A 16,590-nucleotide genomic window follows, 5' to 3' on the forward strand; every position below is an offset into this window, starting at 1 on the left:
ATCCTACGGGCGCGGCCCCGCGGGATCGAGGGACGGGGCGGCCCCTGAGGGCTCCGGCCACGGGATCCGCTCGAACAAGGCCCGCAGCCGCGCTCCGCGGCCGGGATGCACCGCGCTCACCCAGGCGATCCGGCCGAGGAGGTGCGCCCGGAGGTCGGGCACGCCCGCCCGGTTCTGCCCGCCCGGCCCGTGCACGGCGCAGTTGTGCAGGATCGCGTGCAGCCGGTCGACATCGGCCCGCCGGACGGCCGGGTGCGCGTTGACCACGATCCCGGTCACGCTCTGCCGCGTCGAGGCGGGCCGCAGCCGCGTCTTCCGCGGGTTCACGGCGTAGCCCGCGTCCTCCACGATCCGCGCCGCCCCGCGCGCGAAGGCCTCCGCCCGCCGGGCGAAGCGCGCGTCGCCACTGAAGGCGAGGTCGTCGGCGTAGCGGGTGTAGCGGGCGCCGGCCGCCTCGGCGTAGCCGGTCAGTCGCGCGTCGAGGCGGCGCAGCGCCAGGTTCGCCAGCGCGGGCGAGGTCGGCGCGCCCTGCGGCAGGTGCGCGAGGGCGAGGGAGCGGCGGAGCGCGGCCCGCTCCTCCGGCTCGCCGCCGGCGGGCATCCGGTGGATCGCGGCGACCGGCACCGCGTGGGTGCACAGCCCGGTCAGCGCGAAGGCGACCGCCTCGGGCAGCCCCTCGCCGCGCAGCAGCCGGAACACCCGCGCCGCGGTGACCTGCGCGAAGAAGCGCTGCAGATCGAGGGTGATCAGCATCGCCGAGCCCGCGTGCACGGCCGCCCCGGTGATCGCGCTGCGCCCCGGGACGAAGCCGTGCACGGCCGGGTGCACCGGCGCCAGGCCGACGATCTCATCGAGGACGCTCCGCTGCACCGCGCGCAGCCGCGAGCGCGGCACCTCGAGCAGCCGCGGTGCCCGGCCCGGGCGCTGCCGCCAGACGTGGTCGTAGTTCTGGAGAGCGCCGGGGTTGGGAGCACCGTGCGGCGTCCGGCGGTTCCACTGCCCGAGGTCGGCGAACCCGTCCAGCTGCGCCGGCGCGAGCCCGAGCAGCCGCGCGAGGTCGTCCCGGCCGTCGATCGCGGGCACCGGCGAGGAGGAGGGCACGGCCCGCGCGGGAACGGGCGCGAGGTGCGCGACCACCGGCTGCGCGCGCTCCGGGAGCAGCCCCGCGACCACCTGCGCGAGCTCGCGCGGCGCGTCGAGCGGCGGATGCGGGAAGGCGACGAGCACGGCGGTGACCAGCGGGCCGATCCAGCGGCGGCGGGCGCCGAGGGAGTCGGCGGCCGCGGCGCGCAGCTCGGCGGGGGTCCACTCCGCGCCGAGGAACGCGTGCGCGAGCGCCTCGACCACCGCGTCCCGTCCGTGCACGACGACCCCCCCGCCTCGTGCGCTCCAGCCTAGGCTGGGCGGCACCGCCCCTCCGGGCGAGGCGGACGGGGCACGCGCTGCTCCGTCCTCTCCGGGGTCACCCCGGGGCACGTGGATCGACCAGGCATCACGCCGCAGGCACCCACCCGCGCTCCGCGCGGCACAGCGCCCGCACAGCTCGACAGGTCGCCCGGAGGGACGGCCTCGCCGCCCCCGACCGGAGTGGTCCCGAAAACGCACTCCCTCGATCCGGGGGTCGACGCGCGCAGGGGCCCGCTCTAGCCTTCAGGCACGTGCACGTCGTGACGACGCCGTGAACGATCACGGAAGGAGCCCGGATGGACACCTGGAGGCACCGTCTCCCGATCGAGGACTGGACCCCGCTGTTCTCCGGCCCCGTCGACTCCGTGCCCGCCGAGGCGCTCGACGCCGCGGCGCGCATCCTCCGCCTCCTCCCGGACATCGAGCGGCTCACCATCGGCACCCCCGACGGCCCGATCATCGCCGAGCGCGGCTCGTCGGCCTCGGCCTGGCAGGCGGCCGACCGGGTCGCGATGGCCCTGCTCGCCTCCTCCCCCGCGGTGACGGGGATCACCGCCTCCGCGTTCGACGCCCGCGACGGCGTCCGGCACGCCACCCCCGCCGACCCGTTCCTCACCCGCGAGGGCGGCCGGGCCGCGGCCCTGCGCGCCTCGATCGACCTCGGCGAGATCTCGGCCGAGGAGGCGGAGCGCCGGCACGCCGAGCTCCTCGCCGGCGAGGACGCCGACGATCCGCTCGAGGCGCTCTGGGACGCGGACTCCGCCTCGCGCCACTGACGCGCGCCGGCGGGGCCGGTCGCCGCGCCGCTCAGGACCCCCGGCGGTCGAGCCGGTCCAGCCGCGCGTTGTACGCCGCGAGCTCGGCCTCGCCGTCCCGGTCGGCGCGGCGGTCGTAGCGCTTGGCCGTCCGCTCCTCCGAGCGCACCCACTGCGCGACGACGACCAGCGCGATCAGCACCATCGGGATCTCGCCCGCCGACCAGGCGATCCCGCCGCCGACGCCCTGGTCCGCGAGCAGTGCCTCCGTGTCGGTGTACCCGAGCGCCGTCCACCAGGGCGCGGCGAGGACGGTGGTCTGCGACATGATCGCCAGGCCGAAGAAGGCGTGGAAGGCCAGCGTCGCCAGCATCACCAGGAGCCGCAGCACGTGCCCCGGGCGGTCCGGCCCCGGGTCGACGCCGATCAGGACCCAGAAGAAGAGGTAGCCGGTCGCGAGGAAGTGCAGGGTCATCAGCACGTGGCCCTGGTGGCTGAACATCGCCCACTCGAACCAGCCGGTGTAGTAGAACGCGACGAGGCTGCCCGCGAAGAGCACCGCGGCGACCGGCGCCTTCGACAGCACGGCGAGGTAGCGCGAGTGCACGACCGCGAGGATCCACTCGCGCAGCCCCCGCCCGCCGTCGCGGCGCACCGGCAGCACCCGCAGCGCGAGCAGCACCGGCCCGCCGAGCACGAGCAGCGGCGGCACGACCATCATCAGCAGCATGTGCTGGATCATGTGCGTGCTGAAGTGCACCTGCCCGTACACGCCCGGCCCGCCGCTGGTCGTGTAGGCGAGGGCGGCGCAGCCGGCCACCCAGACGAGCGTGCGGCCGAGCGGCCAGGCGTCGCCGCGGCGCCGGAGCTTCAGCACCGCGTGCACGTAGAGGGCGGCGCCGACGACGGCGATCCCGAGCCAGACGGCGTCGAGGTGCCACTGGTCGAGCATCCGCGCGGGCGTCACCTCGGGCGGGTAGCGGAAGCCCAGCAGGCTGCGGCGCGCGTCGCCGCTCACCGGGTCCTGCGAGACCGGCGGCGCGCTGTTCGAGAGCGCCACCGAGACGCCGATGGTCAGCGCCATCACCAGCACCTCGCCGACCGCGACCGCGGTGAACGCGCGGCGGTCGGCCGGGTCTGCGCGCAGCCGCGGGATCAGCCGCAGCCGGTGCCAGGCCCCCGCGCCGCCGAGCGCGAGCAGCGCGACGGCCTTCACGATCAGCAGCTGCCCGTAGGGCGTGCCGAGGTCCTCGACCCCCTCGATCCGGAGCGACGCGTTGACGAGCCCGGAGAAGGCGACCGCTCCGAACGCCCAGCCGGCCAGCACCGAGTAGCGCGCGACGACCGTGCCGATCTCGCCGCCGACGGTCCGCCGCAGCAGGATCACCGCGGCGAGCCCGCCCGCCCAGGCCGTCACTCCGATCAGGTGCACCGCGAGGCTGTTCACCGCGTTCGCGTGCTCGTCCGCGCCGGCCGCGTGCCCGGAGAGCGAGAGCGGCAGGAGCGCCAGCACCGCGATCGCGGTCGCCGCCGCCACCCAGCCGAGCCGCCGGGAGAAGAGGGTGAGCAGCAGCACCGCCGTCGCGCACGCCGTCGACGCCACGAGCGTCTGCCCCAGCTCGAGCTGCGTGGCGTAGAAGACCAGCTGGGTCCGGAAGCCCGGCGCGTCCAGCGGCTGCCCGATCGCGTTCGCCGCTGTGAAGACGAGCACGGCGAGCGCCGACGCCACCCAGACGGCCGCCGACCAAGTCGCCCAGCGCAGCGCCCGGTTCTGCGAGTACGAGACGATCCCGGGCGCGATCCGCTGCCCGGGCAGGAGGAAGGTCGCGGCCGTGAGCAGGCCGATCGTCAGCGACGCGGCGGTGTCGTGCACGACCCGCGCGATGGGCAGGCCGCGGGTCACCAGCTCGCCGGGGTCGATCAGGCGGGTCTCGGTCGAGAACGCGCCGGTGTACGTCAGCCCGGCGAGCGCGACGGCGATCGCCGCGGGGACGGCGAGCAGCAGGGTCGCCTCCGCCGCGCGGAGCGGAGCGGCGGCCGGCCGCCCGGGCGGGAGGAGGTCGTCGTCGTCGGGGCCGTCGTGGCCGAGGGGCGTGGAGGACGGTGCGTGCGCCACAGCAGTGGCTCCCTTCGCGCGGCCGGTCCGGAGGGACGGGGCATCGCGCACAGACCCCGCCCGCGGGCAGGGGTCGATGAGGACGCGCAGCGCGCGTCGAGGATCAGGAGGCGGGGGCGGCGGGCGGCCCGCGGCGGGGCACGGCGTCGGCGAGCACGTCCGCCACGACCGGGAGGATCGCGCGCGGCGCGGTCGACGAGCGGCGCCCGGTCGCCGCCGCGAGGACGGGGACGGCCGGCACCCGCACGAGTCGCGCGGCCGCGTGGGCCGTCGTCGCGGCGACCGCGATCAGCAGCGCCTCGCCCCGGTGCAGGACGGCGATCGTGACGACCGCCGCGAGCAGGTGCGCGATCCCCATCGAGGAGTCGTGCCCGCCCGCGTGGGCCGTCGCGGCGCTGACGTCGATCGGGCCGCCGTGGGCGTGCGCCCCACCAACCGGCCCGGCCGCGGCGCCGATCTCGAAGAGCGCGTGGAAGAGCAGCTGGCTCACTCCGACCGAGGCGGCCAGGCGCGCGAGCGAGAGCCCGCGGCCGGCGAGCGCGACGCAGACCGGCACCGACAGCACGAGCGGCACCGCGAGTCCGAGGAGACCCGGCACCTCGCCGCCGCCCGCGACGTGCGAGAACAGGGCCGTGAGGGTCGCCACCGTCGCCGCCACGACACCGCGGAGGGTGCGGAGCGAGCGGGAGGACGACACCACTCCAGTGTCGCAGGCGGATCGGCGCGGGCACCCTTCGCATCCGAGCCCATATGCGCAAGAGTGTGCATACGACAATACGTCCGCGGTCGTCGCGGCGAGCGGAGCGCAGGGAGTCGCATGGGACACGACCACGGGCACGCCGGCTCCGCCGCCGCCCGCCACCGGCGCCCCCTCGTCATCGCCTTCGTGCTCACCGCCGCCTTCGCGGTCGTCGAGTTCGTCGTCGGCCTCACCACCGGCTCGCTCGCGCTGATCTCCGACGCCGCGCACATGGGCACCGACGTGATCGCGCTCGGGATGTCGATCGCCGCGATCTCGCTCGCCGCCCGCCCCGCCGCGAAGGCGCGCACCTACGGCTCCTACCGGCTCGAGGTGCTCGCCGCACTCGCCAACGGCGCGCTGCTCTTCGGCGTCGCCGGCTTCGTGATCGTGGAGGCGGTCCGCCGCTTCGCCGAGCCGCCCGCGGTGCCCGGCGCGCCGCTCCTGATCACCGCGATCATCGGCCTGGCGGTCAACCTGGTCAGCCTGCGCCTGCTCTCGGCCGGCGCGACGGAGAGCATCACCCTGCGCGGGGCCTCGCTCGAGGTCCTCGGCGACGCCCTCGGCTCGATCGGCGTGATCCTCGCCGCGATCGTGCTGCTGACCACCGGCTGGGCCTGGGCCGACCCGATCGTCGGCGTGCTGATCGGCCTGCTGATCCTGCCGCGCACCTGGTCGCTGACCCGCCAGGCCCTCGGGATCCTGATGGAGTCGGCCCCCGCACACGTCGACCTCGCCGCCGTCGAGCGCGACGTCCGCGCGGTCCCCGGCGTGCTCGCGCTGCACGACCTGCACGTCTGGACCATCACCTCCGGCATGGAGAGCGCAACCGGCCACATCGTCGTCGCCCCCGACGCCGACTACCGCGAGGCGCTCGCCGGCGTGCTCGCCGTCCTGCGCGAGGACCACGGCATCGACCACGCCACCATCCAGTGCGAGCCCGAGGCGTTCCCGGAGCGCCCGCACGCGATCTGAGCGCCGCCCCGCCGCTGCTCCTCCCCACTCCTCCGCAAGAGTTGTCGTACTCGACGCCCCACTACGACAACTTCTGCGGAGTCGCGAGCACGCCGACCGCCCTTCCGCCTGTTGACGTCAACATGTACAGTCGGAGGCCACGGGCGTGTTCACGTGAACAGCTCCCCTTTCAGAGTTGAAAGAGAGACGCATCGATGTCGATGTCCACTGCCAGACGCACTCGCCGGAAGGCGGGCCGGATCGCCGCGCTCGCCACGAGCGCCGCCCTCGCCGCCGGAGCGCTGCTCGCGCTCCCCGCGGCCGCCGCCCCCGCGCAGGCCGCTGACGCCTTCCGCATCACCCCCAACCCCGCCGCGGCGGGCGAGTCGTTCGAGGGCTGGGGCACGAGCCTGGTCTGGTTCGCGAACGCCACCGGGAACTACCCCGAGGCCCTCCGCGAGGAGCTGTATCAGAAGGTCTTCGGCGACGACGGCCTCGACCTCAACATCGCCCGCTACAACATCGGCGGCGGCAACGCCTCCGACGTGAAGGACTACCTCCGCCCCGGCGGCGCCGTCGAGGGCTGGTGGAAGCAGAACCCGGCCGGTGACGCCGCGACCTACGGCGGCACGAGCACGAACTACGCCGACCGCGACGCGCTCCTGGCGAAGTGGAACGCCGGCGACGCCTCCTCCTACGACTGGACGAGCGACGAGACGCAGCGCTGGTGGGTCGAGAAGCTCGCCGAGGAGAAGCAGATCTCGCATTGGGAGGCGTTCGCCAACTCCGCCCCCTACTTCATGACCGAGAGCGGCTACGTCTCCGGCGGCTTCAACGCCTCGAGCGAGCAGCTGAAGCCCGCCGCGGAGGCGAAGTTCGCCCAGTACCTCGCGACCGTCACCGCGCACATGGAGGACGAGTACGGCATCGAGTTCGACACCCTCGACCCGTTCAACGAGCCGAACACCAACTACTGGGGCACCCAGCTCACCAACGGCGTCCCGACCGGCGGACGGCAGGAGGGCATGCACATGGGCCCGACCCGCCAGGCCGACCTGATCCCCGACGTCGCCGCCGCCCTGGACGCCTCGTCGAGCGACGCCGGCATCGCCGCGATGGACGAGACCAACCCCAGCATCTTCAAGACCAACTGGGCCGCCTACTCCGCCGCCGTCCGCGCCGAGGTGGACCGGATGAACGTGCACACCTACGGCACCTCGGACCGCCTCGCCGTCCGCGACCTCGCCAAGCAGGCCGACAAGGACCTCTGGATGAGCGAGATCGAGGGCAACTGGGTCGCCGGCTACGACCCGGTCAACATCGAGAACGGCCTCGGCATCGCGGGCCGCATCAACGACGACCTCCGCGAGCTCGAGCCGAAGGCCTGGGTGCTCTGGCAGCCGGTCGAGGACCTCTACAACATGAGCCCGAAGGGCGAGAACCTCAACTGGGGCTCGATCTTCATCGACCTCGACTGCAAGCCGTACCAGGAGGCGGGCGCCGAGGTCTGGAAGTCCGCGCGCCGCGTCGCGGACGCCGGCGGCGACTCCACCAAGGCCCCGGTCTGCGGCGTCGAGACGAACTCGAAGTTCAACACGATCCGCAACTTCACCAAGTTCGTCCACGAGGGCGACCACCTGATGCCCACGAACGACACCTCCTCCACCGCCGCCGTCCGCGGTGACGGCAGCGGCGCGACCGTGGTGCACACCAACACCGGCGCGACGGCGAAGACCGTCGTGCTCGACCTCTCCCGCTTCGGCAGCATCGCCGCCGGCGCGACGGTCACCCCGTACGTGACGACCCAGGCCGCCTCGGCCGCCGCGCCCACCGGCAACGCGCTCGTCGCGAAGCCCGCGGTCGCCATCGACCGGGAGTCGCGCACCGCGACCGTCACGGTGCCCGCCAAGTCGGTCACGTCCTTCTCGATCGACGGCGTCTCCGGCGTCGCCGACTCCGCCCCGGCCCTCCGCGACGGCCACCGCTACCAGCTGGTCGGCACGCAGAGCGGCAAGGCGCTGACCGGCAACCCCACCGGCGCCGCGACCACGATCACCACCCTCGCCACCGACTCCACCGCCGCCGCGAAGCAGAGCTGGACCGTCCGCGAGGTCGCCCCCGGCGAGCGCGAGGCCACCCGCCGCGTCGTGCTGCAGAACGCCGACGGCCGCGTGCTCGGCGCCACGAGCGCCGGCACCGACCTGCGCACGCTCTCGGTCGACGCCGCGAAGGCCGACGCCGCGACCCGCTGGATCGTCAGCACCACCGACGGCACCGCCTACACACTGGTCAACGAGTCGATCGGGCTCTCGCTCGACGTCAACGGCCAGTCCAGCACCGAGAACACCACGGTCGGCGTCTACGGCTCGAACGGCGGAGCGAACCAGTCCTGGACGCTGCGCGACCTCGCCCCGTCCGCCGCGCAGGCGGTCGCCGTCCGCACCACCGTCGGCGTCGCGCCGACCCTGCCCGCCTCGATCGCCCCGCAGTACGCCTGGGGCACCGGCGCACCGGTCGCCGTCACCTGGCAGCGCCCGGCCGACTCGGCCTACGCCGCCGCCGGCCGCGTCGAGGTGACCGGCACCGCGACCGACCTCTTCGGCCAGTCGATCCCCGTCACCGCGCTCGTCGACGTCGGCGGCCTCACCGCCACCGACCCGGCGTCCCTCACCGTCGCCGCCGGAGCCTCCGTCGCCGCGGTGCAGGCCGCGGCCCCCACGACCGTGCCGGCCCGCGTCGGCGCCTCGACGAGCACCTTCGCGGTGCCGGTCACCTGGGACTGGACGCCGCTGACCACCGCCTCGCTCGCGGCTCCCGGATCGGTGACGATCTCCGGCACCGCGACGGCGGACGGCCAGACCCTCCCCGCCACGCTCACGGTGCTGGTCACCGCGGGCACGCTCCGCAACTTCAACCCCGATGCGGGCATCGTCGCCACCGCGACCTCGTCCGAGTCGGGCTACGGACCGGAGCGCACCCGCAACGGTGTCGACGGCGACAAGGGCTGGTCCAACTGGACGAGCGGCACCAAGGCCGCGCAGAGCAGCCTGACCTACACCTTCCCCGCCACCCGCCAGGTGCAGCAGGTGTCGGTGCAGTTCCAGCGCGACGGCGGCACCAGCTGGGCGCAGAGCTACCAGCTGCAGTACCAGGGCGCCTCGAGCAGCACGTGGACCGCGGTCCCCGGCTACGAGTCCGCGGTCGCCCTGGCCGCGCCCGCCGACGGCACCGCGCCGACGCTGAACGCGACCTTCGCGCCGGTGACGGCCAAGGCCTTCCGCGTCGTGATGAACGCCTACGCCAACACGCACCTGATCGTGTCGGAGACGAAGCTGTACGAGTCGGTGGCGTCGCCCGCCGCGGTCGCCACCCTCGGCGCCCTGCGCGTGAACGGGATCGGCGTCGCCGGCTTCGAGCCGGCCCGCGGCTCCTACGCCGTGACCGTCGACGGCACGACGATGCCGATGCTCACCGCGGTGGCCACCGACTCGGCGGCCCGGGTGCGCGTGACGCAGCCGACCACCGCGAACGGCGGAGTGGGCACGATCGCGGTCACCTCGGCCGACGGCACCGTCTCGCAGACGACGACCGTGACCGTGACGCTGAAGGCGCCCGCCGCCCTCGCCGTCGCGGTGACGGCCACGACCCGCTGCATCGCCGGCAAGGTCACCCTGACGGTCACGGCGCAGAACAACGCGACCGTCCCCGTCTCGATGACCGTCGCCTCCGCCTACGGCTCGAAGGAGTTCACCGGCGTCCTGCCCGGCAAGAACGCCTCCGCCGCCTTCTCGACGCGCGCCGCCTCGGTGCCCGCCGGCCAGGCCACCGTCACCGCGACCGCCACCGTCGACGGCGCCCCCGTCACCACGGTGATCCCGGCCGCGTACTCCGCACGCAGCTGCTGACGCCCTGCATGCTGGTCGAGTAGCCGCGCAGCGGCCCCCATGCCGGCCACGTAGCCGCGCAGCGGCCCCCGTGCTGGTCGAGTAGCCGCGCAGCGGGCGTATCGAGACCCACCCTCCGAACACGTGGATCTCGATACGTCCGCTCCGCGCGCTACTCGATCAGCATGCTTCCGCGAGCGGACCCGGAACGGGCCCAGCGCCCCCAGCAGGCCCCCGCACGCGTCCACTCGTCCACCCCACTTCCCGCGAACGGACCCGCATCGGGCCCCGTAACTCCGCCAGACCCCCTCCCACGTCCACTCGCCGGCGCCCCCTCCCTGCTGGTCGAGTAGCCGCGCAGGGGCCCCCTCATGCTGGTCGAGTAGCCCCGCAGGGGCGTATCGAGACCCACCGTCCTCAGCGCAGCGGGTCTGCAGACCCGTCCTTCTGACGGGGCGGATCTCGATAGGCCCGCTCCACGCGCTACTCGATCAGCACGAAGGCGCGAGCGGAGCCGGAACGGGCCGCGCGCCTCCTGCAGAGCCCCGCACGCGTCCACTCGCACGCCCCGCCTCCCGCGAACGGACCCGCATCGGGCTCCGCAGCTCCGCCAGACCCCCTCCCACGTCCGCTCGCCGGCGCCCCCTGCATGCCGGTCGAGCAGCCGCGCAGGGGCGTATCGAGACCCACCCGCCGAACACGTGGATCTCGATACGCGCGCTACTCGATCAGCATGAAGACGCGGACTCACACGGAACGCGGCGCGCCCCTTCCCTGCTGGTCGAGCAGCCGCGCAGCGGCGTATCGAGACCCGCCGTGGCCAGGACGCCGGCCCGTCAGTCCGTCACCGCGTCGTAGACCGCGAGCAGGCGGTCGAGGAAGGCCTGCACCGTCGCGCGCTCGGCCTCGTCGAGGTCGGCGACGACCGCCTCGACGCCCGCGATCAGCGGGGCGACCCGCTCCTGCGCACGCCGCGCCGACTCCTCCGAGGCCGTGACGATCAGCTTCCGCCCGTCCGTCGGGTGCCGCTCGCGGCGGACGTGGCCGGCCGCCTCGAGGCGGTTCAGCACGAGGGTCGTCGCCGCCGTCGAGACGCCGAGGCGCCCGGCCAGCTCGGTCGGCGTCAGCGGCCCTGCGGACATCAGATGCGTCATCGCGTCGAGCCCGACGGCGTCGACGGAGAGCGCACGGGTCAGCGACTGCTCGAAGAGCCGCTGCCGCTCCGTCACCTGGCGGACGCGGGTCCGGATGCCGAGATCGGGCGCGCTGTCACTCATGCCTCCACGATAACGGCGTAGATTGCCAATCTCATTGATTATCAACGAAGGCGGCAACCATGACCCGTGTCCTGATCTCCGGCGCCAGCATCGCCGGCCCCGCCCTCGCGTTCTGGCTGCACCGCTACGGCGTCGAGTCGACGATCGTCGAGCGAGCGCCCGCACTGCGGCTCGGCGGGCAGAACGTCGACGTCCGCGGCGCCGGACGCGAGGTCGCCCGCCGGATGGGCCTCGAGGACGACATCCGCGCCGCGACGACCGGCGAGGTCGGCACCCGCTTCGTCGGCCGCGGCGGACGCACCCTCGCCGAGTTCCCGGCCGGCACCTCCGACAGCGGCGGCGCGACCGCCGAGCTCGAGATCCTCCGGGGCGACCTCGCGCGGCTCCTCGTCGACCGCACCGTCGAGCACACCGAGTACCGCTACGGCGACCGCATCACCGGCCTCGACGACGACGGTGACGCCATCGGCAGAGCCGGCGTCACCGTCTCCTTCGAGCACGCCCCCGACGAGCGCTTCGACCTCGTCGTCGCCGCCGACGGCATCGGCTCGAGCACCCGCCGGCTCGTCTTCGGCACCGAGCCGGAGATCCGCTCGCTCGGCCTCGAGACCTCCTACGCCACCATCCCCCGCACCGCCGCGGACGACGACTGGTGGCGCTGGTACAGCGCGGCCGGCGGGCGCAGCATCACGCTCCGCCCGGACCCGCACGGCACGCTCCGCGTCGCGCTCTCGCAGGTGATCGACCGCCGGCTCGACCGCGCGAGCACCGAGCGCCGCTCGATCGACGAGCAGCGCGCCCACCTCCGCACGGTCTTCGGCGACGCCGGCTGGGAGGCGCGGCGCGTCCTCCGCGGACTCGACGAGGCCGACGACCTCTACTACGAGCAGATCGGCCAGGTGCACGCCCCGCGCTGGTCGAGCGGACGGGTCGCGCTGGTCGGCGACGCCGCCTACTGCGCCTCCCCGGTCAGCGGGATGGGGACGAGCCTGTCGCTCGCGGGCGCGTACGTGCTCGCCGGCGAGCTCGCGGCGCACGTGGATCCGCGCGACGGCTTCGCGGGGTACGAGCGCATCATGCGGCCCTACGTGACGCAGGCGCAGGCGCTGCCGCCGGGGGTGCCACGGGTCGCGAACCCGGTGTCGAGGCTCGGAGTGGCGGCGTTCGGGCTCGCGGTGAAGGTCGCCGCGACACCGGTGATCGGGCGGACGATGGGGCGGTTCTTCACGCCTCCCGCGGACGCGATCGCGCTGCCGGAGTACTCGCACCTGGAGCGCTGAGGACGCGGGATCTCGATACGCCCCTGCGGGGCTACTCGATCACCATGAAAGGGCGCGGCTGCCGGAGGGCGCAGCATGCAAGAGCTGCGGGCCCATCCAGGCTGGTCGAGTAGCCGCGGAGCGGCGTATCGAGACCCGACCCGTCAGTGGGACGCCGCCGGCTCGTCGCGCTTCAGGACGCGGCGGACGCCCGTGACGGCGGCGACGACGATCAGGCCGAGCACGAGGCCGAAGATCATCGAGACGAAGGTGTCGGCGATCCAGACGACGACCGGGCCGGCGCCCTCGACCGCGTGGGTGACGACGTGCACGAGGTCGTAGGGGCCGTGCCAGAAGGTCTCGGCCAGGTTCGCCGTGACGAGGTGCCCGCCGACCCAGAGCATCGCGAGCGTGCCGATGATGCTGATGGTGCGGAAGACGGCCGGCATCGAGGCGACGATGCGCACGCCGAAGCGCCGGACGCCGCGCGCCGCGTTCTTCATCAGCCGCAGCCCGACGTCGTCGATCTTGACCAGCAGGGCGACCGCGCCGTAGACGAGCAGCGTCATGCCGAGGCCGACCACGGCGAGCGCCCCGAGCGTCCCGCCGAAGCCGAGGTCGGTGTCGAGCCCGTCGAGCGCGATCAGCATGATCTCGGTGCTGAGGATCAGGTCGGTCCGCACGGCGCCGAAGACGAGCTTCTTCTCGTCGCGCGCCTCCGTCTCGCCCGCCGCATGGTGCACGCCGAACCACTCGAGCACCTTCTCCGCACCCTCGAAGCAGAGGAAGGCGCCGCCGACGATCAGCAGGTACGGCAGCACCCAGGGCGCGAACGAGGAGAGCAGCAGCGCGATCGGGATGATGATCACGAACTTGTTGACGAGACTGCCGAGCGCGATCCGCCCGACCACGGGCAGCTCGCGCGCCGGGGTCAGCCCCTGGACGTACTGCGGAGTGACGGCCGCGTCGTCGATGACGACACCGGCCGTCTTCGCGCTCGCCTTCAGGGCGGCGGTGAGGATGTCATCGACGACGGCGAGCAGGCCGACCGACATGGGTGCTCCTTAGCGAGGACGGGTGAGAAGCCTCACAGTATCGCCCGCAGCCGACACCTCCGAGCGACCCGGGCGGCCCCGAGCGCCTCAGCGCGGCGCCGGCCCCGTGCTCTCGCGCACGACGAGCTCCGTCGGCGTCAGGGTCACGCCCGAGCGCTCGCCCGACTCCAGCTCGCGCAGCAGGATGTCGACCGAGCGGCGCCCGGTGTCGCCGAACGACTGGTGCACGGTGGTCAGCGGTGGCCAGAAGCTCGCCGACTCCTCCATGTCGTCGAAGCCGACGACGCTGACCTCGCCCGGCACCGCCCGGCCGGCGTCGTGCAGGGCGCGCAGCACGCCGAGCGCCATCTGGTCGTTCGCGGCGAAGACCGCCGTCACGGCGGGATCCGCGGCCAGCTCCCGGCCGATCCGGTACCCCGACGCGCTCGACCAGTCGCCGACGAGCGCCTCGGGCACCGGGGCGCCCTGCGCGCGCAGCGTCGACTCCCACGCCTCCCGGCGCCGCTCGGCCGAGTAGGAGCGCTCCGGCCCGGCGATGTGGTGGACGGTGCGGTGGCCGAGCCCGAGCAGGTGCTCGACGGCCTGGCGCGCGCCCGAGACCTGGTCGGTGTCGACGACCGGGTAGCGGTCGCCGCCGGCCGAGTCGACGACCACGACGGGCAGGTCGGGCGGCAGCACGATGTCGGCCTCGTCGAGCAGGTGCGCCTCCATCACGATGATGACGCCGTCGACCGCCTCCTCGCTCAGGCGATGGAAGGCGACGGACACCTCGCCCTGGGTCGGGTGCGGCACGGGGATGAGGGTGATCGAGTACCCCGCGTCGGCCGCGGCGACCGCGATGGCGTCGAGGGTGCGCATGTTGCCGAAGGAGGACAGCGTGAACATGATCACGCCGATGCTGTGGAAGCGGCCGGTGCGCAGGGCCCGCGCGGCGCTGTTGGGCCGGTAGCCGAGGGCGCGCATCGCCTCGAGCACGCGCTCGCGCGTCTCGGTGTCGACGTTCTGCTTCCCGTTGGACACCCGAGAGACGGTCTGCCCGGACACGTTCGCGCGTCGCGCGACGTCGGCCATCGACACGCTCCGTCGGCGCGGGACGGCGGTCGCCGCGTTCGTCTCGATGGCCATGCCGTCCCTCCACGAGTCCCGCGCCGGAGGCGGAACATCGTTTCCCCATCGAAACCTAACGGATCGTGCGCGTGTTGACGTGGCCATGCTACGGTGGCGTCCTGCCATGTTGACGTGAACATGTCGGAACCGACCCCGAACGGAATCCCGCCGATGACGACGACGTCTCCCCCTGTCCCGCTGCGCGAGGTCACCCCTCCGGCCGAACCCCTCGCCGTTCCGCGCAGTCGCGCGAAGAGCGAGTGGAAGGGCCTGGCCTTCGTGGCCCCCTTCCTCGTGGTGTTCCTGCTGGTCTTCATCGCGCCGGTGATCTACTCGATCTACCTCAGCCTGTTCCGCGAGCAGCTCATCGGCGGCAACGCCTTCGTGGGCTTCGAGAACTACCTGGCGATCTTCCGCGACCCGAACTTCTGGGAGGGCTTCGGCCGCGTCCTGCTGTTCCTGGTCGTCCAGGTCCCGGTGATGCTCGTGCTCGCGCTCGTCGCCGCCCTCGCGATCGACAGCGGCCGGCTGCACGGCACCGGCTTCTTCCGCATCGTCGTCTTCCTCCCCTACGCGGTCCCCGCGGTCGTCGCGGTCCTGATGTGGGGCTTCATCTACGGCGACAACTTCGGCCTCACCGCCAACGTCAACGACCTGCTCGGCTCCGACCTGATCGCGCCGTTCTCGCGCGACTGGATCCTGGTCTCGATCGGCAACATCGTCACGTGGGAGTTCGTCGGCTACAACATGCTGATCTTCTACTCCGCGCTGAAGACGATCCCCGGCGAGCTCTACGAGGCCGCCGAGATCGACGGCGCCGGCCCGCTGCGGGTCATCCGCTCGATCAAGCTGCCCGCCCTGCGCGGCGCGATCGTCATCGCCTCGATCTTCTCGATCATCGGCAGCTTCCAGCTGTTCAACGAGCCGAACATCCTCCGGACGCTCGCGCCGAACATCATCACCACCTACTTCACGCCGAACATGTACGCCTACAACCTGTCCTTCGCGGGTCAGCAGTACAACGCGTCGGCCACGGTCGCCATCGTCATGGGCGTGATCACCGCGGTGATCGCCTACGTCGTGCAGCTCCGCGGCGCGCGCAAGGAGAACTGATGGCCATCGCAACCGCACCCCGCCCCACGAAGGCCGCCCCGGCCAAGCGCCCCGCCCGCCGCGGCTCCTCGGTCGCCCCGAAGAAGTCGATCGCCTTCACCCTGCTGATGTCGGCGTTCATCCTCTACAGCCTCGTGCCGCTCGCCTGGCTCGTGATCAACGCGACCAAGACCCAGGCCGGCCTGCTCTCGAGCTTCGGCCTCTGGTTCGACGGCGACTTCGTCCTCTTCCAGAACATCGCCGAGACGCTCACCTACCGCGACGGCATCTTTCTCCGCTGGCTCGGCAACACGCTGCTCTACGTGGTGGTCGGCGCGGGCGGAGCGACCCTGCTCGCCACGCTCGCCGGCTACGGCCTCGCGAAGTTCCGCTTCGCCGGGCGCAAGGCGGTCTTCGCGGTCGTCCTCGGCGCGATCGCCGTCCCCGGCACCGCGCTCGCCGTCCCGACCTTCCTGATGTTCAGCCAGCTCGGCCTCACCAACACCCCGTGGGCGATCATCATCCCCTCGCTGATCAGCCCGTTCGGCCTCTACCTGGTCTGGGTCTACGCGGTCGAGTCGGTCCCGACGGAGCTGCTCGAGGCGGCGCGGATGGACGGCGCGGGCGAGTTCCGCACCTTCTTCACCATCTCGATCCGCCTGCTCGCCCCCGGCATCGTCACCGTGCTGCTGTTCTCGGTCGTCGCGACCTGGAACAACTACTTCCTCCCGCTGATCATGCTGAGCGACCCGCAGTGGTACCCGCTCACCGTCGGCCTCAACCAGTGGAACGCGCAGGCCACCGGCGTCAGCGCCCAGCCGATCTACAACCTGGTGATCACCGGCTCGCTGCTGACGATCATCCCGATCGTCGTCGCGTTCCTCGGCCTGCAGCGCTTCTGGCAGTCCGGCCTGAGCGCCGGCAGCGTCAAGGGCTAGGCCCACC

General features: G+C 73.2%; 12 protein-coding genes. 6 read left to right on the forward strand and 6 right to left on the reverse strand.

The features are described from left to right. Nucleotides 1–3 precede the first annotated feature (3 nt). Nucleotides 4–1,365, reverse strand: a complete 1,362-nt coding sequence (locus MT353_RS12885) for a reverse transcriptase family protein (RefSeq protein WP_243624731.1) — start codon at nucleotides 1,363–1,365, stop codon at nucleotides 4–6. Nucleotides 1,366–1,703: 338 nt separating this feature from the next. Here MT353_RS12885 and MT353_RS12890 point away from each other — a divergent pair, with 338 nt between their 5' ends. Further along, entirely contained in the window at nucleotides 1,704–2,183 is a 480-nt protein-coding gene (locus MT353_RS12890) for a hypothetical protein (RefSeq protein ID WP_123444444.1), read from the forward strand. Between the two features lie 31 nt (nucleotides 2,184–2,214). Here the strand turns inward: MT353_RS12890 and MT353_RS21995 are convergent, their stop codons facing one another. Both MT353_RS21995 and MT353_RS12900 read right to left on the reverse strand, forming a co-directional pair. After that, a complete protein-coding gene (locus tag MT353_RS21995) occupies nucleotides 2,215–4,278 on the reverse strand; it encodes a cytochrome c oxidase assembly protein (RefSeq protein ID WP_243624732.1) in 2,064 nt (687 codons plus the stop codon). A gap of 103 nt (nucleotides 4,279–4,381) precedes the next feature. Then, on the reverse strand, nucleotides 4,382–4,975 hold the full coding sequence (locus MT353_RS12900; RefSeq protein WP_243624733.1) for a hypothetical protein: 594 nt from the start codon (nucleotides 4,973–4,975) through the stop codon (nucleotides 4,382–4,384). Nucleotides 4,976–5,095: 120 nt separating this feature from the next. Here MT353_RS12900 and MT353_RS12905 point away from each other — a divergent pair, with 120 nt between their 5' ends. Next, on the forward strand, nucleotides 5,096–5,992 hold the full coding sequence (locus tag MT353_RS12905) for a cation diffusion facilitator family transporter (RefSeq protein ID WP_243624734.1): 897 nt from the start codon (nucleotides 5,096–5,098) through the stop codon (nucleotides 5,990–5,992). A 200-nt stretch (nucleotides 5,993–6,192) separates the two neighbouring features. Next, nucleotides 6,193–9,876 (forward strand): discoidin domain-containing protein, encoded by a 3,684-nt coding sequence (locus MT353_RS12910; RefSeq protein WP_243624735.1) that lies wholly within the window; start codon nucleotides 6,193–6,195, stop codon nucleotides 9,874–9,876. An 815-nt stretch (nucleotides 9,877–10,691) separates the two neighbouring features. On the opposite strand, the gene MT353_RS12915 is transcribed toward MT353_RS12910, so the two are convergent. Continuing rightward, the gene (locus MT353_RS12915) at nucleotides 10,692–11,132 is read right to left on the reverse strand and encodes a MarR family winged helix-turn-helix transcriptional regulator (RefSeq protein WP_243624736.1); all 441 of its coding nucleotides are present in this window, start codon (nucleotides 11,130–11,132) and stop codon (nucleotides 10,692–10,694) included. 59 nt (nucleotides 11,133–11,191) lie between these two features. Between MT353_RS12915 and MT353_RS12920 the strand changes: the two genes are divergently transcribed. Next, nucleotides 11,192–12,412: an FAD-dependent monooxygenase gene (locus tag MT353_RS12920; RefSeq protein WP_243624737.1), complete on the forward strand. Its 1,221-nt coding sequence runs from the start codon at nucleotides 11,192–11,194 to the stop codon at nucleotides 12,410–12,412. Nucleotides 12,413–12,555: 143 nt separating this feature from the next. On the opposite strand, the gene MT353_RS12925 is transcribed toward MT353_RS12920, so the two are convergent. Together MT353_RS12925 and MT353_RS12930 are read right to left on the reverse strand one after the other, a co-directional pair. After that, nucleotides 12,556–13,446 carry a DUF808 domain-containing protein gene (locus tag MT353_RS12925; RefSeq protein WP_243624738.1) on the reverse strand — a complete coding sequence of 297 codons (891 nt, stop codon included), beginning with the start codon at nucleotides 13,444–13,446 and terminating at the stop codon, nucleotides 12,556–12,558. Nucleotides 13,447–13,533: 87 nt separating this feature from the next. Next, nucleotides 13,534–14,571 (reverse strand): LacI family DNA-binding transcriptional regulator, encoded by a 1,038-nt coding sequence (locus tag MT353_RS12930; protein ID WP_127888132.1) that lies wholly within the window; start codon nucleotides 14,569–14,571, stop codon nucleotides 13,534–13,536. Between the two features lie 153 nt (nucleotides 14,572–14,724). Here MT353_RS12930 and MT353_RS12935 point away from each other — a divergent pair, with 153 nt between their 5' ends. Together MT353_RS12935 and MT353_RS12940 are read left to right on the forward strand one after the other, a co-directional pair. Continuing rightward, nucleotides 14,725–15,666, forward strand: coding sequence for a carbohydrate ABC transporter permease (locus MT353_RS12935; RefSeq protein WP_243624739.1), 942 nt, complete (start codon nucleotides 14,725–14,727; stop codon nucleotides 15,664–15,666). After that, nucleotides 15,666–16,583, forward strand: a complete 918-nt coding sequence (locus MT353_RS12940; RefSeq protein WP_243624740.1) for a carbohydrate ABC transporter permease — start codon at nucleotides 15,666–15,668, stop codon at nucleotides 16,581–16,583. Before MT353_RS12935 ends, MT353_RS12940 begins: the two co-directional genes overlap by 1 nt. Nucleotides 16,584–16,590 lie beyond the last annotated feature (7 nt).

Origin of the sequence: Rathayibacter sp. VKM Ac-2927 (assembly GCF_022815525.1) — a bacterium.
Lineage (GTDB): Bacteria > Actinomycetota > Actinomycetes > Actinomycetales > Microbacteriaceae > Rathayibacter > Rathayibacter festucae.